This is a genomic window from Streptomyces sp. NPDC091289 (assembly GCF_044757365.1).
Taxonomy (GTDB): Bacteria; Actinomycetota; Actinomycetes; order Streptomycetales; family Streptomycetaceae; genus Streptomyces.
Genome location: NZ_JBIVUT010000013.1, coordinates 139,368 through 162,639 on the forward strand (window position 1 = coordinate 139,368; position 23,272 = coordinate 162,639).

Sequence of the window (23,272 nt, forward strand, 5' to 3'; positions counted from 1 at the left end):
GTCTGACCGGGGCAGCCCGGTCAGACCTCCCGGCCGTCCATCCCGATGTACCGGAAGCGGCCCCGCTCGACGCGGTAGATGAAGACCCCCGTCCCGGTGTACATCCCGTTGGCGGACTCGAAGGCGTAGCTCTTGGACACCCCCTTGTACGAGGTCGTCCGCAGCGCGGGCAGCAGGTCCTGGCGGCTCACCTTCTCCCGGCCCAGCCCCTCGGCGCACGCGGCGATCAGCCCGACCGCGTCGTACGCCTCCGCGGCGAACAGCGGCGGCGCGCCGTCGAAGCGCTTGCGGTAGGCGGCGGCGAACGGGTGCACCGAGGGCACGGAAGCGGGGTCCGCGGCCGTCGAGACGACCAGCCAGCCCGCCGCGTCCTCGCCCGCCTCCGCCAGGAACCGCGGGTCGTGCACGGCCTGGGTGCCGATCTTCGGCCCCAGGAACCCGGCCCGGGTCAGCGACTTCGCGAACCGTCCGGCGTCCCGCCAGCCGCCCCCGTACACCACCGCCCCCGGCTGCTTCGCGGCGATCCGCTCGGCCTCCGCGTCCAGGTCGCGCGCGCCCTCCCGTACGGTCTCCGCGAACACGGTGCGACCGTTGCCGCGCAGCCCCGTGTCGAGGAAGCGGGTGGTCTGCCGGCCGTACTCGGTGCCGTCGTCGACCAGCGCGACCTGATCGATCTCGTACGCCCCGAGGAACTGGGCCACCGGCAGCATCTGCATGTCGTTGCGCGGCCGGGCGCACAGGAAGATCCGGTTCAGGTGCCGGATGTCCCCGTCGACCACGCTGAGCAGCGGCAGCGCCGCCTCGTCGTACGCGACCAGCGCCTCCCGGGCCGCGTCCGTGCCGGTCGCGCCGATGGCGGCGACCAGGAGCGGGTCCTCGGCGAACCGGCGCACCGCCGCCTTCGCCCGCTCCTCGTCGCCCCCGTCGTCGACCGTCGTCAGCCGCAGCGTGAACGGCGCGTTCCCCCGTGCGTTGTGCTCCGCCACCGCGAGCCGCGCCGCCCGGTCCTGCCCCTTGCCGACGGCCGCCGACGGACCGCTGAGGTCGGCCTGGAGCCCGATGCGCAGCTCCGGGCGGGCCGACCCCTTCCCGTCCTTCTCGCCCTCGCCGCCCGGGTCCTTGTCGTCGCCGGAGGAGACCAGCCAGGCGGCGGTGCCGCCCGTCGCCGCGAGGGCCGTGCCCCCGGCGACGTATGCGAGGAAGCGACGCCGGCCGACCGGCGCCGGGACGGAGGTCGTGTCCCGCCCACCGGCGCCCGTGCCCGAAGCCGTCCCGGTGCCCGTGTCCGGGCCGCCGAGGAGCCCGCCCTCCGAGCCGGCGTCCAGGCTCGTCGCGTCGATGTCGGGCAGGGCGAGCATCCGCGCCGAGCGCTCCGCGATCAGGTGGGTGACCGGACCGGGCAGCCAGCTGCCGCCGGACACGTCCTCGGCGAACGCCTGCCGGATGTCCGCCGCCGACGGACGGTCCTCGGGGTCCTTCGACAGGCATGCCTCGACGACCGGGAGCAGCCCGGGCGGCACCGCGCCGAGCTCCGCCGGGTCGTGCACGGTGCGGAACAGCATCGCCTCCACCGGGCCGGTGCCGAACGGCCGGCCGCCGGTGGCCGCGTACACCAGGACGCAGCCCAGCGAGAAGACATCGCTCGCCGGGCCGATCCGCCGCCCCTGCGCCTGCTCGGGCGAGAGGAAGCCGGGGGAGCCGACGATGACGTCCGTCGCCGTGAGGACGGTGTCGTCCAGGGCCCGCGCGATCCCGAAGTCGATCAGCCGGGGCCCGTCCAGGCCCAGCAGCACATTGCCGGGCTTCACGTCCCGGTGCACGAGCCCCGCCGCGTGGACGGCCTCCAGCGCCTCCGCGAGCATCGAGCCCAGCGCCCGCACCCCGCGCTCCGGCAGCGGCCCCCCGCCGCCCACCGCCTCGCTCAGGGCGGGCCCCGGCACGAACTCGGTCGCCAGCCACGGGGCCGGCGCCTCGGTGTCGGCGTCGACCACCGGCACCGCCCACCGGTTGCGGACCTGCCGGGCGATCGCGACCTCCCGCCGGAAGCGGGCCCGGAAGGCGGTGTCGTCGGCGTACTCCGCCCGGATCAGCTTGATCGCCACCAGCGCGCCGCCGGGCGACCTGCCGAGCAGCACCACGCCCATGCCGCCGGCGCCGAGCCGGCCGAGGATGCGGTATCCGGCGATCCGTGCCGGATCGGCGGAACGGAGCGGTTCCATCAGGGGTCAGTGCCTTTCGTCCGGGCCCGCGGTCACTTCAGTTCCAGCTCGACGCGGTAGAGCACCTTGGCGCCGCCCTCGGCGGCGATCCGCAGCAGGTCGCTGTTCTGGTAGCCCTTCGCGCCCTTGACCGACACGGCCGTCGTCACCGGACCGATCCGGGACTTGGTCCACACATAGTCCTGGACCCCGCCCGAGCCGGGGCCGGTGTACTTCCCCGCCTCGAACAGCGAGGCGTCCGCGTTGCGCACGTCCTTCTGGTCGAACTGGAGCGACATCAGACCGCTGAGGCGCTGCCCGCCGCCCAGCTCCTGCTGCGGGCAGCGGAAGCTCTCCTGGACGGTGTCCTTGATCTCCTTGTCGGCGCCCGCCTCGCTCCGGTGCACGGTCACGGTCACCGCCCCCTGGACCCGGCCCTTGCCGTCCTGCGCCGGGATGTCGAGCCGCCGGGTGAAGCTGTCCAGTACGCCGGACGGCAGCGCGGAGCGGGTCCAGACGCAGGAGTCCGGGAGCACGGTCCAGCTGCCGCCGCTCTCGTACGGAGTGTGCCGGACCATCCCGGCCGTCCAGTCGGCCTCGCCGAGCGCGGCGTTACGCGTCAGCTTCCGGGCCTGGGCCGCGTTCTTCGGCACCCGCGCCGGGTTCGGGGTGAAGTCGTAGGCGCTGGGCAGCGCCCCCGGCAGCGTGGACTGCTTCGGGTCCGGCTTTCCGGTCGCCCCGGTCTTCTCGCCGTCGGTCGCGGGGCCGCCCTGCTTCGCCGTTCCGCTGCGTTTCGGATCCGGCCCGTCCCCGCCCTTCGACCCCGACCCACCGCATCCGGCCAACAGCACCCCCGCCGCCGCGACCGCCACCACGCGTGTCCCCACCAGCATCAGCTTCATCTCGGACCCCCCTGGTCCCCGCGCCGCGCCCTGGCCGGAAGGGGCCGGGCGTCGGTTGCGAGGTGATTCTAGAAGCCGGGTGCGGCGGAGCGACGGGGACCCGGTACTCACCTCGCTGCCGAAACTTCTCAGCCATCGGGAGGGCTTCGCCTCTGGCGGCCCGGCACGCGCGGTGGTATGCGGCACCGAGCCGGCCTGTGGAGCGGGCCGAGAACGCACGAGGGCCCGGATGCCGGGGAGCATCCGGGCCCTCGCCCTGTTTCGTATATCCGCCGCTACGGCAGCTGTGCCGCCCGTGCCTCGCGCCGGTTGTCACGGAACGTGTTCACCCGTCGCGCCGTGGCGAACAGCGGGATCACCGCGCCGAGCACCACCTGGAGCGCGCAGCCCGTCTGGAGCAGCAGCTGACCGCCCGGCGCGTCGAACGCCCACGCGGCGAGCAGCCCCATCGCGGCCACGATCCAGCCGAGCATCGCCACCGCGAGAATGCCGCGTGGCTTGGGGTACTCCACCCGGCTCACCATCAGCCAGGCCACGCCGACGATCGCGAGCAGCGTCGGGATGAAGGGCAGCTCCAGGAGCACGATCGAGACGACCGTCAGCGCTCCGAAGGGGCTCGGCATGCCCTGGAACATGCCGTCCTTCAAGGTCACGCAGGAGAATCTCGCAAGCCTCAGCACCACCGCCAGCAACACGACGATCGCCGCCAGTGCCGACACCCGCTGATGGGCGTCGTCGGCGACCATGCCGTACACGAGCACGAAGTAGGCCGGCGCGAGTCCGAAGCTGATCAGGTCCGAGAGGTTGTCCAGCTCGGCGCCCATCGGCGAGGAGCGCAGCTTGCGCGCCACGAGTCCGTCGAACAGGTCGAAGATCGCGGCCATCAGCATGAGGATCACGGCGGTGGCGGCCGAGTGCCGGGCCATGCCCGTCTCGTCGCTGCCCGTGAGGTGCGGGATCAGAATGCCCGTGGTGGTGAAGTACACCGCCATGAACCCGCACGTCGCGTTACCGAGCGTGAGTGTGTCCGCTATCGACAGCCTCATCGACAGCGGCATGTCCTCCGTGCCGTCGGTGTCGCTCTCCTCGTCGGCCTCCGGTACCCAGCCGGCCTTGGTATCAGGATCAATCACGGTCAATTCGAGTCACCCCCGCGGTGGTGGCCTGACCGACCTCGACCGCGACATCGATACCCTCCGGGAGGTAGATGTCCACGCGCGAGCCGAAGCGGATCAGGCCGATGCGCTCGCCCTGCTCCACCTTCGTGCCCTCGGGGAGGTACGGCACGATCCGACGGGCGACCGCTCCCGCGATCTGCACCATCTCGATGTCGCCGAGCTCGGTGTCGAAGTGCCAGACAACGCGCTCGTTGTTCTCGCTCTCCTTGTTGAACGCCGGAACGAACCCGCCGGGAATGTGCTCGACCGACGTCACGGTGCCCGCCAGCGGCGCGCGGTTGACGTGGACGTTGAGCGGGCTCATGAAGATCGCGACGCGGGTGCGCCCGTCCTTCCACGGCATGATGCTCTGCACCACACCGTCGGCCGGGGAGATGACCCGGCCGTCAGTGATCTCGCGCTCGGGGTCACGGAAGAACCACAGCATGCCCGCCGCGAGCGCGGTGGTGGGCACAGCCACTGCCGCCCAGCGCCCCGACTTGCGGGCGCGGGCCAGGCTGAGGGCTGCGGTGGCGACGGTCGGCAGGAGCCACGGCGATGCTCCGCGGGCGATGCGGACCCCGCCGCGGGGTGCAGAGATAGGGCTGTCGGGCATGGATGACCTTCGTAGCGGATGATGCCGCGCTGGCAACGGGGGACGGCGGCTTTCCGGCGATGCTATCGGTTGCCGGGCGCAACTGGGCAAGCCAGCAGCCGAGTCGGACGGCGGAAAGGCACCCGCCGAGGATGACCCGGTGTGATGTTCTTCGCCACCAAATCACCTCGAAAGGGACAATCAGCCCTGGAATCGGTACTCCTCCAAGAGGCGCCGGCCAATGATCATTTTCTGGATCTCGGCGGTACCTTCACCGATCAGCAGCATCGGAGCCTCGCGGTAGAGGCGCTCGATCTCGTACTCCTTGGAGAAGCCGTAACCGCCGTGGATACGGAAGGCGTCCTCGACGACTTCCTTGCAGTACTCGGAGGCGAGGTACTTCGCCATCCCTGCCTCCAGGTCGTTTCGTTCCCCGGAGTCCTTTTTGCGTGCCGCATTGACCATCATCGCATGAGCGGCTTCGACCTTGGTGGCCATTTCGGCCAGTTTGAACTGGATCGCCTGGTGCTGGGCGATCGGTTTGCCGAAGGTGTGGCGCTGCTGCGCGTACGAAACGCCCAGCTCGAATGCACGCTGCGCGACACCGCAACCACGCGCGGCGACATTCACCCGCCCGACTTCGACGCCGTCCATCATTTGGTAAAACCCTCGGCCCGTCGTGCCCCCGAGCACGCGATTGGCCGGAATGCGCAGGTCGTCCATGATGAGCTCGGTCGTGTCGACGCCCTTGTAGCCCATCTTGTCGATCTTCCCGGGGATGGTGAGGCCGGGCCGGACCTCTCCGAATCCGGGTTCCTTCTCGACGAGGAAGGTCGTCATCGACTTGTGCGGCGCGGTGCCCTCGGGGTGGCCTTCGTCACTTCGGCAGAGAACGGCCACCAGATTCGACGTTCCGCCGTTCGTCAGCCACATCTTCTGGCCGTTGAGAACGTACTCCTCGCCGTCCCGGACGCCCTTCGACGAGATCGCCGAGACATCCGAGCCGAGCGCCGGCTCCGACATCGAGAACGCGCCCCGGACCTCGCCGAGCGCCATCCGCGGCAGGAACGTGTCCTTCTGCTCCTGGGTGCCGTGCTGCTTGAGCATGTAGGCCACGATGAAATGCGTGTTGATGATGCCCGACACGCTCATCCAGCCGCGCGCGATCTCCTCCACGCACAGCGCGTAGGTGAGCAGCGACTCACCCAGACCCCCGTACTCCTCGGGGATCATCAGCCCGAACAGGCCGAGTTCCTTGAGCCCCTCGACGATTTCCGTGGGGTACTCGTCGCGGTGCTCCAGCTGGGTCGCGACCGGAATGATCTCCTTGTCGACGAAATCCCGGACCGTGGCAAGGATTTCCCGCTGGATGTCGTTCAGACCGGCGGTCTGGGCGAGTCGCGTCATGGCTGCTTCTCCTGTGGCTTCACGCGGATGGCCTTCAAGGCTTCACACAGTTACTTGGCGGGCGTCGGGCGGCCGGGCTGCTCCCCGCCGCGCTCCTTGATGTACGTCTCGGTGGGGACCATCACCTTGCGCCGGAACACGCAGACCACGGTGCCGTCCTGCTTGTAGCCCTTGGTCTCCACGTACACGATGCCGCGGTCGTTCTTGGACTTCGACGGGGTCTTGTCCAGCACGGTCGTCTCGCCGTAGATCGTGTCGCCGTGAAAGGTCGGCGCGATGTGCTTCAGCGATTCGACCTCCAGGTTGGCGATGGCCTTGCCCGAGACGTCCGGCACCGACATGCCGAGCAGCAGCGAATAGATGTAGTTGCCGACGACGACGTTCTTGCCGAAGTCGGTCGTCTTCTCCGCGTAATTGCTGTCCATGTGCAGCGGGTGGTGATTCATGGTCAGCAGGCAGAAGAGGTGGTCGTCGTACTCCGTGACCGTCTTTCCGGGCCAGTGCTTGTAGACGGCACCGACCTCGAACTCCTCAAAGGTGCGTCCGAACTGCATGATCAGGCCTCCGGGGCTTCGAACTTGGAGGTGCGCCGCATTCCGGCGGCGCGGCCCTTGCCCGCGATCACCAGTGCCATCTTGCGGCTGGCCTCGTCGATCATCTCGTCGCCGAGCATCGCGGAGCCCTTCTTGCCGCCCTCCTCGGAGGTGCACCAGTCATAGGCGTCGAGGATCAGCTCGGCGTGGTCGTAGTCCTCTTGCGAGGGCGAGAACACCTCGTTGGCCGCGTCGACCTGACCCGGGTGCAGCACCCACTTGCCGTCGAAGCCGAGGGCGGCGGCGCGGCCGGCCACCTCGCGGTAGGCGTCCACGTCACGGATCTGGAGGAACGGGCCGTCGATCGCCTGGAGGTCGTGCGTACGGGCCGCCATCAGGATGCGCATCAGGATGTAGTGGTAGGCGTCCGCCGGGTAGCCGGGCGGCTGCTGGCCGACGACCAGGGTCTTCATGTTGATCGACGCCATGAAGTCGGCCGGGCCGAAGATCAGCGTCTCCAGACGCGGCGAGGCGGCGGCGATGTCGTCGATGTTCACCAGGCCCTTGGCGTTCTCGATCTGCGCCTCGATGCCGATCTTCCCGACCTCGAAGCCCATCGTCTTCTCGATCTGGGTCAGCAGCAGGTCCAGCGCCACGACCTGCTGCGCGTCCTGGACCTTCGGCAGCATGATGCAGTCGAGGTTCGGGCCCGCGCCCTCGACGACCGTGATGACGTCCCGGTACGTCCAGTGCGTCGTCCAGTCGTTGACCCGCACGACCCGGGTCTTCCCGCTCCAGTCACCGTTGTTGAGGGCGTCCACGATGTGGTGGCGCGCGCCCTCCTTGGCGAGCGGCGCGCAGGCGTCCTCCAGGTCCAGGAACACCTGGTCGGCCGGGAGGCCCTGGGCCTTCTCCAGGAAGCGCGGGTTCGAGCCCGGCACGGCCAGACACGAACGGCGCGGGCGCAGACGGTTGACCGAGGGGGTGGGCGTGGTCATGCGGGGACCTCCAGAGGGTCGAGCTTGTTCGCTTTCCGGATCTCGTCGACGATACGGCCGATGATCTCGGTGATGCCGAAGTCCTTCGGGGTGAAGACGGCGGCCACACCGGCTTCGATGAGTGCGGCGGCGTCGGCCGGCGGGATGATGCCGCCCGCGATCACCGGGATGTCCGGCGCCCCGGCCTCGCGCAGCCGGTGCAGCACGTCGGGCACCAGCTCCGCGTGCGAGCCGGAGAGGATGGACAGCCCCACGCAGTGCACGTCCTCGGCGATCGCCGCGTCCGTGATCTGCTCGGGGGTCAGCCGGATCCCCTGGTAGACCACTTCGAACCCGGCGTCCCGCGCTCGTACGGCGATCTGCTCGGCGCCGTTGGAGTGCCCGTCCAGGCCCGGCTTGCCGACCAGCAGGCGCAGCCGCCCCACGCCCAGGTCGGCGGAGGTGCGGGTGACCTTCTCGCGGACCAGGGCGAGCGTGCTGCCCGGCTCGGCGGCGACCGCGACCGGGGCCGAGGAGACCCCGGTGGGCGCGCGGAACTCGCCGAAGACGTCCCGCAGCGCCCAGGACCACTCGCCGGTGGTGACGCCTGCGCGGGCGCACTCGACGGTGGCCTCCATCATGTTCTCGGTGCCCGCCGCGGCCTTCTTCAGCGCGGCCAGCGCCTCGGACGCCCGCGCCTCGTCGCGGTTGTCCCGCCACTCGTGCAGGGCGGCGACCACCCGTGCCTCGTTCTCCGGGTCGACCGTCATGATCGCGCCGTCGAGGTCGGCGGTGAGCGGGTTGGGCTCGGTCGTCTCGTAGATGTTGACGCCGACGATCTTCTCCTCGCCGCCCTCGATCCGGGCCCGGCGCGCCGCGTGCGAGGAGACCAGCTCCGACTTGAGGTAGCCGGACTCGACGGCCGCCATCGCGCCGCCCATCTGCTGGATACGGTCGATCTCCGCCAGCGACTCCTCGACCAGCGAGTCCACCTTGGCCTCGATGACGTGCGAACCGGCGAAGATGTCCTCGTACTCCAGCAGATCGCTCTCGTGCGCCAGCACCTGCTGGATCCGCAGCGACCACTGCTGGTCCCAGGGCCGGGGCAGGCCCAGCGCCTCGTTCCAGGCCGGCAGCTGTACGGCGCGGGCGCGGGCGTCCTTGGAGAGGGTGACGGCCAGCATCTCCAGGACGATGCGCTGGACGTTGTTCTCCGGCTGCGCCTCGGTCAGCCCGAGGGAGTTGACCTGGACGCCGTAGCGGAAGCGGCGCTGCTTGGCGTTGGCGATGCCGTACCGCTCACGGGTGACGCGGTCCCAGATCCGGCCGAAGGCGCGCATCTTGCACATCTCCTCGATGAAGCGGACGCCCGCGTTCACGAAGAACGAGATCCGGGCGACCACGTCACCGAACTTCTCCTCGGGCACCTGGCCCGAGTCGCGGACCGCGTCGAGCACCGCGATGGCGGTCGACATGGCGTACGCGATCTCCTGGACCGGGGTGGCCCCCGCCTCCTGGAGGTGGTAGCTGCAGATGTTGATCGGGTTCCACTTGGGGATGCGGTTGACCGTGTACGTGATCATGTCGGTGGTCAGCCGCAGCGAGGGCACCGGCGGGAAGACGTGCGTCCCGCGCGAGAGGTACTCCTTCACGATGTCGTTCTGCGTCGTCCCCTGGAGCTTGTCGGGGTCGGCCCCCTGCTCCTCCGCGACCACCTGGTAGAGCGCCAGCAGCCACATGGCGGTCGCGTTGATCGTCATCGAGGTGTTCATCTGCTCCAGGGGGATGTCCTGGAACAGCCGCCGCATGTCACCGAGGTGCGAGACGGGAACACCGACGCGGCCCACCTCGCCGCGGGCGAGAATGTGGTCCGGGTCGTATCCGGTCTGCGTCGGCAGATCGAAGGCGACCGAGAGACCCGTCTGGCCCTTGGCGAGGTTGCGGCGGTACAGCTCGTTGGACGCCTCGGCGGTCGAGTGACCGGCGTACGTCCGCATGAGCCAGGGCCGGTCCTTCTGACGTTCGTTCATCGGAGAACCTCAGACGTTGCGGAAGCGGTTGATGGCGTCGATGTGCTGCTCGCGCATTTCCTGGTCGCGCACGCCGAGCCCTTCGCGGGGCGCCAGGGCCAGGACGCCGACCTTGCCCTGGTGGGCGTTGCGGTGGACGTCGTGGGCGGCCTGGCCGGTGTCCTCCAGGGAGTAGACCTTGGAGAGCGTCGGGTGGATCTTGCCCTTGGCGATCAGGCGGTTGGCCTCCCACGCCTCGCGGTAGTTGGCGAAGTGGGAGCCGACGATCTTCTTGAGCGACATCCACAGGTAGCGGTTGTCGTACTCGTGGTTGTAGCCCGAGGTGGAGGCGCAGGTGACGATCGTGCCGCCCTTGCGGGTGACGTAGACGCTCGCGCCGAAGGTCTCGCGGCCGGGGTGCTCGAAGACGATGTCGACGTCCTCGCCGCCGGTCAGCTCACGGATGCGCTTGCCGAGCCGCTTCCATTCCTTGGGGTCCTGGGTGTGCTCGTCCTTCCAGAACCTGTAGCCCTCGGCGTTGCGGTCGATGACCGCGTTCGCGCCCATGGCGCGGCAGATGTCGGCCTTCTCCGGGCTGGAGACGACACAGATCGGGTTGGCGCCGCCGGCCAGCGCGAACTGGGTGGCGTAGGAGCCGAGTCCGCCGCTGGCGCCCCAGATCAGCACGTTGTCGCCCTGCTTCATGCCCGCGCCGTTGCGCGAGACGAGCTGGCGGTACGCGGTCGAGTTGACCAGGCCCGGGGACGCGGCCTCCTCCCAGCTGAGGTGCTGGGGCTTGGGCATCAGCTGGTTGGACTTGACGAGGGCGATCTCGGCGAGCCCGCCGAAGTTGGTCTCGAAGCCCCAGATCCGCTGCTCGGGGTCGAGCATCGTGTCGTTGTGCCCGTCGGAGGACTCCAGTTCGACCGAGAGGCAGTGCGCGACGACCTCGTCGCCCGGGTTCCAGGCGTTGACGCCGGGACCGGTGCGCAGGACGACGCCCGCGAGGTCGGAGCCGATGACGTGGTACGGCAGGTCGTGGCGCTTGGTCAGCTCGCTGAGCCTGCCGTAGCGCTCCAGGAAGCCGAAGGTGGACACCGGCTCGAAGATCGAGGTCCAGACGGAGTTGTAGTTCACCGAGCTGGCCATCACGGCGACGAGGGCCTCGCCGGGGCCGAGTTCGGGGACCGGGACCTCGTCCAGGTGGAGCGACTTGCGGGGGTCCTTGTCACGGGATTCGAGCCCCGCGAACATCTCCGCCTCGTCCTTGTGCACGGTGATCGCGCGGTAGGACTCGGGGAGGGGCAGGGCCGCGAAGTCCGCGGCCGTGCTGTCCTGCGATTGGATCGCGTCCAGGATTTCCTTCACGGTGTTGCCTCCGGTGATGCGGCGTCGAGGGAACGCTTGAGGGGCCCTGCTGGCAGGGGAACGGTGCGGTGTGGAGGTGTTTGCCGTCGGTTCGGCGAGTGGAGCTTCGGCTTTGCTCGGGTGGAGCAGAAGGGTGCCTGTGACGCAGGCGTCCGGGCGCGCAGCACGGTGGTTGCGGGGACAGCCGGCGTACGTGTGAGGTCTCAGCACGCCGGCCGCCCGGACACCTTCAACGTATGGCACTCCGTGACACCTGACAAGGCACCCAGTGCCAACAATTTCTCTCACTTGTCATCCCGTGGGCACGCATGAGCAACACGATGGGTGTTACGGGACGTTCTGTCCTGCTGGCAGGCGGTTACCGGGCCGCGCGGTACACATACGGCGTCGTCGTGCCGAGCGCCGTGAAGCCGAGCCGGGCCAGGATCGGGGCCGACATGTCGCTCGCGTCGACCTGGAGGTAGCGGTAGCCGCGCTCGGCGGCGATCCGTGCCCGGTACGAGACCAGCGCCCGGTACACGCCCCTGCCCCGCCACTCCGCGACCGTGCCGCCGCCCCAGAGCCCCGCGAAGCCCGTGCCCGGGTACAGCTCCATCCGGGCCGAGCTGACCGGCTCCCCGCCGGCCAGCGCCATGACTGCCACGAAGTCGTCGGGGGCCTCCTCCAGCCGCTTCACGATCTGGCGCAGGAGGCGGGTGCCGTCCGTGCCGAACGCCCGCTCATGGGCCAGCGCCATCAGCTCCGCACCCGCCGCATCCGTCACGGGGCGCAGCGTGACGCCGTCGGGCGGCCCGGAGCCCGGCCGGGCGGTCAGCGCCTCGACCGGGGCGACCAGCAGGGTCTCCGGCGGATCCGGCACGAATCCGGCCGCTCGCAGCCGGTCGCCCAGGTCGGCGGGCCGGTCATGGGAGTAGAGCTTCCACTCGAACTCCTCGAGGCCGTGCGCGGCGCAGTGCTCGATCTGGGCCTCGATCGCCGCGTCGGCCCCGGGGGCGTCCAGGCCCGGGTCCGACCAGACGACGCCGTTCCAGTCGTCGGGCCCGCCCACCTGGCGTACGACGGGCCCGGCGCGCTCGACCCGCACGCCCGGCCCGTCGGGACGGGCGTGCTCGCGCATCGTGCGGTCGTACAGGTCGCGTACGTCATCCACGTCATCAGTTCGCATGGGCGAACCGAACCACGGGCCCCCGGCCGCCGCGAACGGGTTTACGGGCCGACCCTTGAAGGCCCCTGAAGATGAAGGCCCCTGAAGACCTCAGCGGTCCTTCAGTGCCTGCTGGATCGTCCGCATGACCTCGTCCAGCGGGGCGTCGGTGCGCGCCACCGCGACGAGGACCTCGCCGTCCGCGGCCACCGTCGCGGCCGGGGCCGCCCGCTCGGGCTCGGCGCCGGCCGTCCGGCCCGCTCCGATGCCCGTGCCGAAGGTGTCGCGCACGATGGCGAAGGCGCGGTCGAGCTGGGCCTCCACGTCGCCCTGACCGCCCGCCCGCAGCCAGCGGCGCAGCACATGGTTGTGCGCGGTGACCACGGCCGACGCGGCGACCTCCGCGAGCAGTGGGTCGTCATTGCCCACATGGTGGTCGCGCTCGTCGAAGTGGCCCAGGAGATAGCGCGTGAACAGCCGCTCGTAGCGGGCCACCGACGCGATCTCGGCCTCCCGGAGGGTCGGTACCTCACGGGTCAGTTTGTAGCGGGCCACGGAGACGGCGGGCTTGGCCGCGTACATCTTCATGACTTCCTTGATGCCGCGGCAGACGGTGTCGAGCGGGTGCTCGTGCGCGGGGGCGGCGTTGAGGACGGCCTCGGCCCTGACGAGGGTGTCGTCGTGGTCCGGGAAGATGGCCTCTTCCTTGGAGCGGAAGTGGCGGAAAAAGGTTCGCCGGGCGACGCCCGCGGCACCCGCGATCTCGTCGACGGTGGTCGCCTCGTAGCCCTTCGTGGCGAAGAGCTCCATCGCGGCGGCGGCCAGTTCGCGGCGCATCTTGAGCCGTTGGGCGGCGGCGCGCGTCCCCGCGGTGGTGGTCTCCGGGGCGTCGGTCGCGGCGGTGGCACGGGGTGACTTGGCGGGCTGGGACATGGCATGAACGTAACGCATCGGTGCAGGAGAGCGCGCCTGCGGGGGCGGGCCGCCGGAGGGTCCCAGCAGCCCGCCCCACCCGGCTCCCGGGTCAGCGACGGGCATATTCGCGGAAGCCACGGCCCGTCTTGCGGCCGAGGCAGCCCGCGGCGACCAGGTGCTCCAGCAGCGGCGCGGGCGCCAGGCCCGGGTCGCGGAACTCCTTGTGCAGCACCTTCTCGATGGCCAGCGAGACGTCGAGACCGACCACGTCGAGCAGTTCGAACGGGCCCATCGGGTAGCCGCCGCCCAGCTTCATCGCCGCGTCGATGTCGTCCAGCGAGGCGTAGTGCTCCTCGACCATCTTGATCGCGTTGTTGAGGTACGGGAACAGCAGCGCGTTCACGATGAACCCGGCCCGGTCGCCGCAGTCCACCGGGTGCTTGCGGATCTTCGCGCACACCACGCGAACCGTGGCGTGCACATCGTCGGCGGTCAGGACCGTGCGGACGACCTCGACCAGCTTCATCGCGGGCGCCGGGTTGAAGAAGTGCATCCCGATGACGTCCTCGGGGCGCGCGGTCGCCCGGGCGATGGCGACGACCGGCAGCGAGGAGGTGGTGGTGGCGAGCACCGCGCCCGGCCGGCAGACCTTGTCCAGCGTGGCGAACAGCTGCCGCTTGATCTCCAGGTCCTCGGCGACCGCCTCGACGGCGAGGTCGACCTCGGCGAACGCGTCCAGCGAACCGGCCGCCGTGATCCGGGCCAGCGTCTCGTCCCGGGCCTCGGCGGTGAGCCGCCCCTTGGTCACCGAGCGCTCCAGCGACTTCGCGATCCGGCCCTTGGCGACGTCGGCCTTCTCCTGGGTCCTGGCCGCCAGCACCACGCCGTACCCGGCCTTCGCGAAGACCTCCGCGATCCCGGACGCCATCGTGCCGGAGCCCGCGACGCCCACGGACGCCACCTCGCGCCCCGCCCCGGAGGCGGTGTCGGCCGCCGGGGTCAGCGCGTCGGGCACCACGGTCTGACCGCCCGGCGCGTCGTACGTGTAGAAGCCGCGCCCGGCCTTGCGACCGGTCAGGCCCGCGCTGCTCAGCTGCCCGAGGACCGGGGCCGGGGCGTGCAGCCGGTCGTGGGACTCGGCGTACATGGCCTCCAGGACCGTGCGGGCGGTGTCGATGCCGATCAGGTCCAGCAGGGCGAGCGGGCCCATCGGCAGCCCGCAGCCCAGCTTCATCGCCGCGTCGATGTCCTCACGGGAGGCGTAGTTCGCCTCGTACATCGCGGCGGCCTGGTTGAGATAGCCGAAGAGCAGCCCGTCCGCGACGAACCCGGGCCGGTCGCCGACCGCGACGGGCTCCTTGCCGAGCTCGCGGGCCAGCTTGGTGACGGCCTCGACGGCGGGCGGCGCGGTCAGCACCGAGGAGACCACCTCGACCAGCTTCATCGCGGGCGCCGGGTTGAAGAAGTGCAGGCCGAGGACGCGCTCGGGGTGCTGGGACTCGGCGGCCAGCCGGGTCACCGACAGGGCGTTGGTGCCGGTCGCCAGGATCGCGGTGGGGGAGACGATCGCGTCGAGCTCCCGGAACACCTGCTGCTTGATCTCGTACGTCTCCGGCACCACCTCGACGACCAGCTCGGCATCGGCGGCGGTGCGCAGGTCGTCGGAGGTACGGAACCGGGCGAGGGCGTCGCTGCGCTCCTGCTCGGTGATCCGTCCACGGCCCACGGCCCGTGCGGTGGACGCTTCGAGGGAGGCGACGGCGGCCAGGGCGGCCGCCTCGCTGATGTCGATGCCGATGACCTCGCGGCCCGCCAGGGCCAGGACCTCGGCGATGCCGGTGCCCATGGTGCCGAGGCCGACGACGGCGATGGTGGAGAGAGGGGTGTCCATCACGGGACTCCAGGGTGAGTGACGACTGTGGGAGCACGGAACGCGCGGCGATGAGGGAGCGGCGCGTGGCGTACGGAAGCTGCGTGTCGTGGAGCACGGGGCCGACGCGCGAGAGGCGCGCCCGGCCGTGAGGGGTGACGGACTCTGTCCCGGAGTCGCGTCGCACTGAGAACTGCCGAACCGACAAGCACTCCGGGTGGCTGCGTCACCAGGCCACCGGAGCTGCGGGGAGTGTGTTCCCGCTCAGATGAGACTAACCGGCGAGTAACGAGCGCGCCACCCCTGGATCCTTGTGCCCTGGACCACATGAACTCCTCGATGCCGACCCGTACGGAGCGTGCCCGTCGATACGCTGAGCGTCATGGATGAGGAGTTCCGTTCACTCATGGACCGGCTGGAGCCCGAGGCGGCCGGGTCGCCGCAGTACGCCCGGCTCGTCGCCGCCGAGGACCCCGAGGAGCTGGCCCGGGTCCTCGTGGAGCCGCACCGCCCCCTGTGGGCCCGCGAGATGGCCGCCTTCCGGCTCGGCTGCGCGGGCGACCGGCGGGCCTTCGAGGCGCTGGTGCTGCTGCTCAACCACCGCGACCCCGAACGCTGCGTGTCCGCCGCCCACGCCCTGGCCCGGCTGAACGACCCCCGCACCCCGAGGGCGGCCGCCGCCCTCGCCACCAACGCGCTGCGCACCGCCTACGCGCTGCACCCGGTGCGCCTGCTGACCGACCTGCGGGCCCCCGAGTCGGTCCCGGCCCTGGTCACCACCCTCCAGGGGCTGCTGGCCCCGGGGGAACCGCACTGGCGGGTGGCGCTCGCCTGCGTCGAGGGGCTCGGGCAGCTCGGCGACGACCGAGCCAGGCCGGTCCTCACGGCGGCACTCCCGCACCCCCGCCTGGGCAGGGCTGCGGAGGAGGCGCTCAGCCGGCTGCCGGAGGGCTGAGCCGGCGGACGTAGCGCACCTCGGGCACCATGGCCCCGCCCGCCTCGAAGTCCTCCTCGGCCCCGTCCGGCCGGAACCCGGCTCGCTCGTAGAACCTGCGCGCCGCCGCGTTGTCGCGGAGCACCCAGAGCGCCATGTGGGGAAAGCCGACGGCTGCGGCGCGGTCCGTCAGCTCGGCCAGCAGGGCGCGGCCGGTCCCGGTCCCGATGTGCTCGGGCAGGACGTAGATCGCGTACAGCTCGCACCGGGCGAGGCGACGGCCGTCCGCGCGGTACGGGCCGGTGCAGGCCCAACCGGTCACCGCGCCGTCGGGGCGCTGCGCCACCACATTGACGGCCTCGCCGCGTTCGGCGAGGTACGCGCGTCGCCGCTCGGTCTCGCGGCCGATGTCCATCGCGTCCAGATACGGCCCCGGAATCATGCCCCGGTACGCGTGCTGCCAGCCGCGCACCCGGATCGTGGCGACCGCCTCGCAGTCCTCCATCCGCATGTCGCGGATCGTGATGCCGGGCGCGGGCGCGGGCGTGGACGGGTGCGGGGGAGTGGTGGAGTGCCTCATGCCGGGCCATCCTCGCGTGCGACCCATGCGGCGCGCGCCCTGTTTTCGGGCGGGCCCGCCCCCGGCCGGGCGGCCGGGGGCGGGCCCGTCGGGCTCAGCGGCGGAAGCCGAGCAGGCCGTGCAGGCGGCTGCCCTTGCTGTTGTCCACCGACTGGGCCGCCGCCTTCTCGGCGGGCAGCGGCTTCGGGTCCGGGAGGGCGGCGCAGACCGCGTCCGCCTCGCCCCGGCCGCGCGGCACCGTTCCGTCGGTCAGATAGGCCGTCAGGTGCTCGTCCAGGCAGTCGTTGCCGCTCAGCGTGATGCCGTGGTTGCCGCCGCCCTCCTCCACGACGAGGCTGGAGCCCTTGAGCTTGCGGTGCATGCTGACCGCGCCGCCGTACGGGGTCGCCGCGTCGTCCGTGGCCTGGAGGATGAGCGCCGGGGGCAGCTGGCGGTTGTTCACCGGGACCGGCCGCAGCGGCGCCACCGGCCAGTTCGCGCACGGCGCGTTGTACCAGGTGTTGTTCCAGGTCATGAACGGCGCCTTCTTGTGGATCCGGCGGCTGTCGTTGCGCCAGGTGCTCCAGTGCTCCGGCCAGCCGGCGTCGCGGCACTGGACGGCGGTGTAGACCGAGTAGCCGTTGTCGCCGTCGGCGTCGACCGCGCCGAAGTTCTCGTACACCTCGACCAGCGCCTCGGTGTCCCGGTTCTTCACGTACGCGGCGAACGCCTCGGCGAGGTAGGGCCAGTAGCCGTTGTAGTACCCGCCGGGGATGAAGGTGTCCTCCAGCTCGCTCGCGCCGACCGTGCCGCCCGCGGGCTCCCGTGCCACGTCCGCCCGCATCCGGTACCAGGCGGCCTCGACCGCCGCCGGGTCGGTGCCGAGACCGTACGCGGCGTCGTTCTTCGCGACCCAGGCGGCGAACGCCTTGTGGCGGTCGTCGAAGGCGTAGTCCTGGCCGAGGTTGCCCTCGTACCAGACGTCGTCCGGGTCGACGACCGAGTCCAGGACCAGGCGGCGCACGCGCTCCGGGTACAGCTTGGCGTAGACCGCGCCGAGGTAGGTGCCGTAGGAGTAGCCGAAGTAGTTGATCTGCCGGGAGCCCAGTGCGCGGCGGATCACGTCGAGGTCCTTGGCGGCGCTGACCGTGTCCATGTACGGCAGTACGTCGCCGTGCTTCTCCCCGCAGGCCGTGGCGAACGACTCCGCCCGGTCGCGGTTGATCCGCTCCGAGCGGTAGGAGTCGGGCACCGAGTCCGGGCGCACCGGATCGAAGTGCCCGGGCAGGCAGTTCAGCGCCGGGGTGCTCTTGCCGACGCCGCGCGGGTCGAAGCCGATCACGTCGTACTGGGCGGCGACCTTCTTCGGCAGCGAGGACGCCACGAACCCGGCCATCGACAGGCCGCTGCCGCCCGGACCGCCCGGGTTGACCAGTAGCGGGCCCTGGAAGGTCTTCGCGGTGTGCGGGACCCGGGACAGCGCGAGCGTCACCTGACGGCCCGACGGGCGGCGGTGGTCCAGCGGGGCACGGACCTTCGCGCACTGGAGCGTCGGATAGCTCTCGGTCGGACAGTCGGTCCACTTCAGTTTCGGGGCGGGCGGTGTGCTCGCCGCGGTGGCGGCGGCCGGCGCGGGCGCGGCGGTCAGCAGACCGGCGACGGTCGCACCGACGGCGACCAGAATTCCTGCACGTTTCGTCATGGGGCCTCCCGGGGTGGCGGGACGCGGCGCCGGATCACCGGTCCCCGCCGCATGCTCCCCGAATTCCCCGGCGGAAGGGCCTGTTCCGCGCGGAGTCGACCCGTACGGTCACGCCATCGGCCCCACGGGCGGCCTCATGGACTCACCGCCTCACCGCCTCTCCGCCTCTCCGCCTCTTCGCCTCACAGCAGGGTCAGCTGGGTCGGGCCCGGCTCCGGCGCGAGCGCCGGTGCCGACGTGGGATCCGGGCCGATCCGCCGGGCCTCGCCCCGGTGCGCCGGGCCGATCCCGAACTCATCCGCCAGCTCGTGCACCTGACGGGTGATCCGGCGCTGGTACCAGGTGGGGGCGTACGCCCCGTCCGCGTACATCCGCTCGTAGCGCTCCACCAGACGCGGATGGTGCTGCCCCAGCCAGTGCAGGTACCACTCGCGCGCGCCGGGGCGCAGATGCAGCACCAGCGGAGTCACCGAGGCCGCTCCCGCCTCCGCGACGGCCGCGACGGTGGCGCGCAACTGCTCCGGGCGGTCGCCGAGGAACGGGATGACCGGGGCCATCAGGACCGAGCAGCCGATCCCCGCGTCGGTGAGCGCGCGCACCACGTCCAGCCGGCGTTCGGGGGAGGGCGTGCCCGGCTCGACCGTCCGCCACAGTTCCCGGTCGATGAAGCCCACGGAGACCGATACGCCGATCTCGGCGACCTCCGCGGCCTGCCGCAGCAGCTCGAGGTCCCGCAGGATCAGCGTGCCCTTCGTCAGGATGGAGAAGGGGTTGGCGCGGTCGCGCAGGGCGGTGATGATGCCCGGCATGAGCCGATAGCGGCCCTCCGCCCGCTGGTAACAGTCGACGTTCGTGCCCATCGCGATGTGCTCGCCCCGCCAGTGCCGGGAGGCCAGCTCCCGCTGGAGCAGTTCGGCGGCGTTGATCTTGACGACGATCTGGGAGTCGAAGCCGATGCCGGTGTCCAGATCCAGATAGCTGTGGGTCTTGCGCGCGAAGCAGTACACACAGGCGTGCGTACAGCCCCGGTACGGGTTCACCGTCCATTCGAACGGCATCCGCGAGGCCCCGGGCACCCGGTTCAGGATCGAACGGGCCCGGATCTCGTGGAAGGTGATTCCTCGGAATTCAGGTGTGTCGAACGTGCGCGTGGTCACCGCGTCCGCGGCGAAGAGCGCGCTGTTCCCGGTCGTCGAGCTGTTCTCGACCAGATTGTCCCAGCGCATGGACGCCTCCTCGGTAGCACTGACCGAAGAATAGAACACTTGTTCCCTTGATCGTGCGGGGCGACTCCACCACTAGCGTGGGTTCCTCCGCACGACCCGCTACGTGACCGGGAGGTCCCGACCATGGCCGGCAAGTTCACCGAACTCGCGATCGACTGCGCCGACCCCGTCGTCCTCGCCCGTTTCTGGTGCTCGGTCCTCGACTACGAGGTGCTGCGAGAGGACGAGGACGGGGGTGTCGTCACCATCGGCTCGCCCGCGGTGCCCGAGGGCAGGGACCGCCTCGGCCCCGTGCCGCCGGTGCTGACCTTCGCGCGCGTGCCCGAGGGCAAGACCGTCAAGAACCGGCTCCACATCGACGTCAATCCCACCGACCGGGAGCAGGACGAGGAGGTCCGCCGACTGCTCGACCTGGGCGCCCGCCGTGCCGACGTCGGTCAGGGCGACGAGAGCTGGGTCGTCCTCGCCGACCCGGAGGACAACGAGTTCTGCGTCCTCGCGGCCCGCTGCCCCTGATCCCCTTCCGGCCCCGATTTTGAGCGGTTGTGCCCGAGGTGGTTGGCTCAGCTCACCCACCGAACAAACCGAGTGCTGGAGGAACAGCCATGGCGCAGGTCGAGGCCACCACGGAGCGGATCATCGCGGCGGACGCAGAGGCGGTGTTCGACGCGCTGGCCGATTACAAGGACGTCCGCGGCAAGGTGCTGACCGAGCACTTCAGCGAGTACGAGATCCGGGAGGGCGGCGACGGCGAGGGCACCCTCGTCCACTGGAAGCTCCAGGCGACCAGCAAGCGCGTCCGTGACTGCCTGCTGGAGGTCAGCGAGCCGACCGACGGGCAGCTCGTCGAGAAGGACCGCAACTCCTCCATGGTCACCACCTGGACCGTCACCCCGGCCGGTGAGGGAAAGTCCAAGGCCGTCGTGACCACGGTCTGGGACGGCGCGGGCGGCATCGGCGGGTTCTTCGAGCGGACCTTCGCACCCAAGGGCCTCGGCCGGATCTACGACGAGCTCCTCCAGAACCTCGCCACCGAGGTCGAGAAGTAACTCGAGAAGCAGCTCGAGAAGTAGCTCGAGCGGTAACTCCCTTTCACCACACCGGAGGTCGACGATCCGACCTCCACGAGCGCGGCCGGCCTCACCGGAACGGGTGGTTTTCCGGGGCGGCCGGTTGCGCGCCGTAGTGGCTCCCACCGGCGCATAAGCCCTTTGTGCGCGCCGTGTACGCCCCTCGTCACGTTTGCCCCGCCTTGCCGCGCGATGCGAGAAATGGGCGGCGCAGGTGCGACGAGGGGAGCGTTACGTGGTGGGCGGTATCACGCTGGTGAAGGACGAGCCGGACGGCCTGGGGCCCGACGGCACGCCACCGGACGGCACGGCGGCGGGCGCCGGAGCCCCCACCGCACCGCTTCCGCCACCCCCACCGGCCGGACCCGGATCCGGCCCGGACGCGGCGGAGATCAGCCCCCGCAAGGTCCGCATGGTCTTCCTCGGGCTGATGCTCACCCTGCTGCTCGCGGCGCTCGACCAGATGATCGTCGCCACCGCCCTGCCGAAGATCGTCGGTGAGCTGCACGGCCTGGAGAAGATGTCCTGGGCGGTCACCGCCTACCTCCTCGCCTCCACGATCGTCCTGCCGCTCTACGGCAAGCTCGGCGACCTCTTCGGCCGCAAGGGCGTCTTCCAGTTCGCCATCGTCGTCTTCATCATCGGCTCCGCGCTGGCGGGCTGGTCGCGCACCATGGACGAGCTGATCGCCTTCCGCGCCCTCCAGGGCGTCGGTGGCGGCGGCCTCATGATCGGCGTCCAGGCGATCATCGCGGACATCGTTCCTGCCAGGGAGCGCGGCCGCTACATGGGCCTCATCGGCGCGGTCTTCGGCCTCGCCTCGGTCGCCGGACCCCTGCTCGGCGGGTTCTTCACCGACCACGCCTCCTGGCGCTGGTGCTTCTACATCAACGTCCCCTTCGGCCTGGTCACCCTGGCCGTCATCGCGGTCGTCCTCAAGCTGCCCAGGCCCGCCGTCCGGCCCCGCCTCGACGTCCTGGGCGCGGTGCTCCTCGCCGTCGCCTCCACCTGTCTGGTGCTGGTCACCAGCTGGGGCGGCACCGAGTACGCCTGGGGCTCGCGCACCATCCTCGGCCTCTCGGCGGGCGCGGTCGTCACGACGGCGCTCTTCGTCGTCGCCGAACACCGGGCCGCAGAACCGATCATTCCGCTGCGGCTGTTCCGCGACTCCGTCTTCAACGTCACCGGCCTGGTCGGCGCGGTCGTCGGCATCGCGCTCTTCGGGGCCGCCAGCTACCTCCCCACCTATCTCCAGATGGTCGACGGGGTCAGCGCCACCGAGTCCGGGCTGCTGATGCTCCCGATGATGATGGGCATCGTCGGCGGGTCCGTCGTCTCCGGCCAGCTCATCACCCGCACCGGCCGCTACCGGATCTACCCGATCGTCGGCAGCGCCGTCTCGGTGGTCGGCATGGGGCTGCTGTCCCTGCTGGAGGCGGACACCTCCCCGCTGGCGTACAGCTTCTACCAGGCCGTCCTCGGCATCGGCATCGGCCTGGTCATGTCCGTCCTGGTGCTCGCCGTGCAGAACTCCGTACGCCCCTCGGACCTCGGCACCGCCACCAGCGCCAACAACTACTTCCGGCAGATCGGCGGCAGCGTCGGCGCGGCGATCTTCGGCACCCTGTTCGCCGGGCGGCTCTCCGACGCCCTCGGCGTCCGCCTGCCGGCCGGCGCGGAGCTGCCGGACCCGGAGTCGATCACCCCGCAGATCGTCCACGCGATGGAACCCGCGCTGCGCGACGCCTACATCCAGGCGTACGTCGACGCGATGCCGCGCATCTTCCTCTACCTCGTGCCGGTGCTCGTGCTCGGCCTGATCCTCGCCTTCTTCCTCAAGGAGAAACCGCTGGTGTCCCACCACAGCCCGGAAGCCGCCGCCGAGACCACGCAGATCCCCGCCGCCCGCGCCGACTCCGGCCGCCCGGCCGCCGGTTACCTCTCCGGGGTCCCGGTCCACGGCAGCGTCCAGCACCCCGACGGCACGACCGTCCCCCGCGCCGCCCTCACCCTCATCGACGTCCAGGGACAGCAGGTCGGGCGCGGGGCCAGCGGCGAGGACGGGCGGTACGCGCTGAGCGTCCCCGGCGCCGGCTCGTACGTCCTGATCGCCGCGGCGGGCGGCCACCAGCCGCAGGCCGTCAGCGTCACCGTGGGCGAGCGCCCCGTCGAGCTGGACGTGGTGCTCGGCGGCGCAGGACGCCTCGCCGGATCCGTCCTCACCCCCGACGGCGCCCCCGTACGCGAGGCGGCCGTCACCCTCACCGACGTACGCGGCGAGGTCGTCGCCTCGACCCGCACCGGGCGGGAGGGCGGCTATGTCATCGGCGAACTGGTCGCCGGCGAGTACACGCTGGCCGCCAGCGCCCCCGCCTTCCGCCCCGCCGCCCTCCCGGTCAGCGTGCAGGCCGCCCGCGAGACCCGGCAGGACATCGAGCTGGCGGGCGGGGCCGTCCTGCGCGGCGTCGTCCGGGCCACCGGCGGACGCCCCGTCGAGGACGCCCGGGTCACCCTGCTCGATGCGGCGGGCAATGTGGTGGACACCCTCACCACCGGGCCCGACGGCTCGTTCCGGTTCGTCGATCTGTCGTCCGGCGAGTACACGGTGATCGCCGCCGGATACCCGCCGGTCGCCACCGTCCTCCAGGTCGCGGGCGGCGGCCGCACGGAACGGGACCTCCAGCTGGGCCACGAGGACTGAGGCGT

General features: G+C 71.0%; 19 protein-coding genes. 4 read left to right on the forward strand and 15 right to left on the reverse strand.

From position 1 onward, the window contains the following. Positions 1-20: 20 nt before the first annotated feature. The 12 genes from ACIQPT_RS19175 to ACIQPT_RS19230 all read right to left on the reverse strand — a co-directional run bounded on the left by ACIQPT_RS19175 (position 21) and on the right by ACIQPT_RS19230 (position 15,096). Positions 21-2,219, reverse strand: coding sequence for a bifunctional serine/threonine-protein kinase/ABC transporter substrate-binding protein (locus ACIQPT_RS19175; protein ID WP_401157064.1), 2,199 nt, complete (start codon positions 2,217-2,219; stop codon positions 21-23). Positions 2,220-2,251: 32 nt separating this feature from the next. Then, entirely contained in the window at positions 2,252-3,100 is an 849-nt protein-coding gene (locus ACIQPT_RS19180) for a hypothetical protein (protein WP_401157065.1), read from the reverse strand. A gap of 275 nt (positions 3,101-3,375) precedes the next feature. Beyond that, positions 3,376-4,239 carry a CDP-diacylglycerol--serine O-phosphatidyltransferase gene (gene pssA / locus ACIQPT_RS19185; RefSeq protein ID WP_401157066.1) on the reverse strand — a complete coding sequence of 288 codons (864 nt, stop codon included), beginning with the start codon at positions 4,237-4,239 and terminating at the stop codon, positions 3,376-3,378. After that, entirely contained in the window at positions 4,226-4,873 is a 648-nt protein-coding gene (locus tag ACIQPT_RS19190) for a phosphatidylserine decarboxylase (protein WP_030588983.1), read from the reverse strand. The genes pssA and ACIQPT_RS19190 overlap by 14 nt, the downstream gene beginning before the upstream one ends. Before the next feature lie 180 nt (positions 4,874-5,053). After that, the gene (locus ACIQPT_RS19195) at positions 5,054-6,259 is read right to left on the reverse strand and encodes an acyl-CoA dehydrogenase family protein (RefSeq protein WP_164620737.1); all 1,206 of its coding nucleotides are present in this window, start codon (positions 6,257-6,259) and stop codon (positions 5,054-5,056) included. 50 nt (positions 6,260-6,309) lie between these two features. Next, positions 6,310-6,813 (reverse strand): MaoC family dehydratase, encoded by a 504-nt coding sequence (locus ACIQPT_RS19200; protein WP_010058362.1) that lies wholly within the window; start codon positions 6,811-6,813, stop codon positions 6,310-6,312. A 2-nt stretch (positions 6,814-6,815) separates the two neighbouring features. After that, positions 6,816-7,790 carry an HpcH/HpaI aldolase/citrate lyase family protein gene (locus ACIQPT_RS19205; RefSeq protein ID WP_401157067.1) on the reverse strand — a complete coding sequence of 325 codons (975 nt, stop codon included), beginning with the start codon at positions 7,788-7,790 and terminating at the stop codon, positions 6,816-6,818. Beyond that, positions 7,787-9,799: a protein meaA gene (locus tag ACIQPT_RS19210; protein ID WP_401157068.1), complete on the reverse strand. Its 2,013-nt coding sequence runs from the start codon at positions 9,797-9,799 to the stop codon at positions 7,787-7,789. The genes ACIQPT_RS19205 and ACIQPT_RS19210 overlap by 4 nt, the downstream gene beginning before the upstream one ends. A 9-nt stretch (positions 9,800-9,808) precedes the next feature. After that, complete coding sequence (gene ccrA / locus ACIQPT_RS19215; RefSeq protein ID WP_401157069.1) at positions 9,809-11,146, reverse strand: crotonyl-CoA carboxylase/reductase; 1,338 nt, start codon at positions 11,144-11,146, stop codon at positions 9,809-9,811. 358 nt (positions 11,147-11,504) lie between these two features. Continuing rightward, positions 11,505-12,311 (reverse strand): GNAT family N-acetyltransferase, encoded by an 807-nt coding sequence (locus ACIQPT_RS19220; RefSeq protein ID WP_401157070.1) that lies wholly within the window; start codon positions 12,309-12,311, stop codon positions 11,505-11,507. 90 nt (positions 12,312-12,401) lie between these two features. Continuing rightward, positions 12,402-13,223, reverse strand: a complete 822-nt coding sequence (locus ACIQPT_RS19225) for a TetR family transcriptional regulator (protein ID WP_401157071.1) — start codon at positions 13,221-13,223, stop codon at positions 12,402-12,404. A 91-nt stretch (positions 13,224-13,314) separates the two neighbouring features. Next, a complete protein-coding gene (locus ACIQPT_RS19230) occupies positions 13,315-15,096 on the reverse strand; it encodes a 3-hydroxyacyl-CoA dehydrogenase family protein (protein ID WP_401157072.1) in 1,782 nt (593 codons plus the stop codon). Positions 15,097-15,457: 361 nt separating this feature from the next. Here ACIQPT_RS19230 and ACIQPT_RS19235 point away from each other — a divergent pair, with 361 nt between their 5' ends. Further along, positions 15,458-16,030 carry an adenylosuccinate lyase gene (locus ACIQPT_RS19235; protein WP_401157073.1) on the forward strand — a complete coding sequence of 191 codons (573 nt, stop codon included), beginning with the start codon at positions 15,458-15,460 and terminating at the stop codon, positions 16,028-16,030. Here the strand turns inward: ACIQPT_RS19235 and ACIQPT_RS19240 are convergent. From ACIQPT_RS19240 to ACIQPT_RS19250, 3 genes are all read right to left on the reverse strand, one after another. Next, positions 16,008-16,589: a GNAT family N-acetyltransferase gene (locus ACIQPT_RS19240; RefSeq protein ID WP_401157074.1), complete on the reverse strand. Its 582-nt coding sequence runs from the start codon at positions 16,587-16,589 to the stop codon at positions 16,008-16,010. The genes ACIQPT_RS19235 and ACIQPT_RS19240 overlap by 23 nt on opposite strands. 94 nt (positions 16,590-16,683) lie before the next feature. Next, positions 16,684-18,270: an alpha/beta hydrolase gene (locus ACIQPT_RS19245; RefSeq protein ID WP_401157075.1), complete on the reverse strand. Its 1,587-nt coding sequence runs from the start codon at positions 18,268-18,270 to the stop codon at positions 16,684-16,686. A gap of 182 nt (positions 18,271-18,452) precedes the next feature. Then, positions 18,453-19,496, reverse strand: coding sequence for an Rv2578c family radical SAM protein (locus ACIQPT_RS19250; protein WP_401157076.1), 1,044 nt, complete (start codon positions 19,494-19,496; stop codon positions 18,453-18,455). A gap of 123 nt (positions 19,497-19,619) precedes the next feature. Between ACIQPT_RS19250 and ACIQPT_RS19255 the strand changes: the two genes are divergently transcribed. The 3 genes from ACIQPT_RS19255 (at position 19,620) to ACIQPT_RS19265 (ending at position 23,267) form a co-directional block, all read left to right on the forward strand. Next, a complete protein-coding gene (locus ACIQPT_RS19255; RefSeq protein ID WP_401157077.1) occupies positions 19,620-20,012 on the forward strand; it encodes a VOC family protein in 393 nt (130 codons plus the stop codon). 89 nt (positions 20,013-20,101) lie between these two features. After that, the gene (locus tag ACIQPT_RS19260; protein ID WP_401157078.1) at positions 20,102-20,545 is read left to right on the forward strand and encodes an SRPBCC family protein; all 444 of its coding nucleotides are present in this window, start codon (positions 20,102-20,104) and stop codon (positions 20,543-20,545) included. 256 nt (positions 20,546-20,801) lie between these two features. Further along, a complete protein-coding gene (locus ACIQPT_RS19265) occupies positions 20,802-23,267 on the forward strand; it encodes an MFS transporter (RefSeq protein ID WP_401157079.1) in 2,466 nt (821 codons plus the stop codon). Positions 23,268-23,272 lie beyond the last annotated feature (5 nt).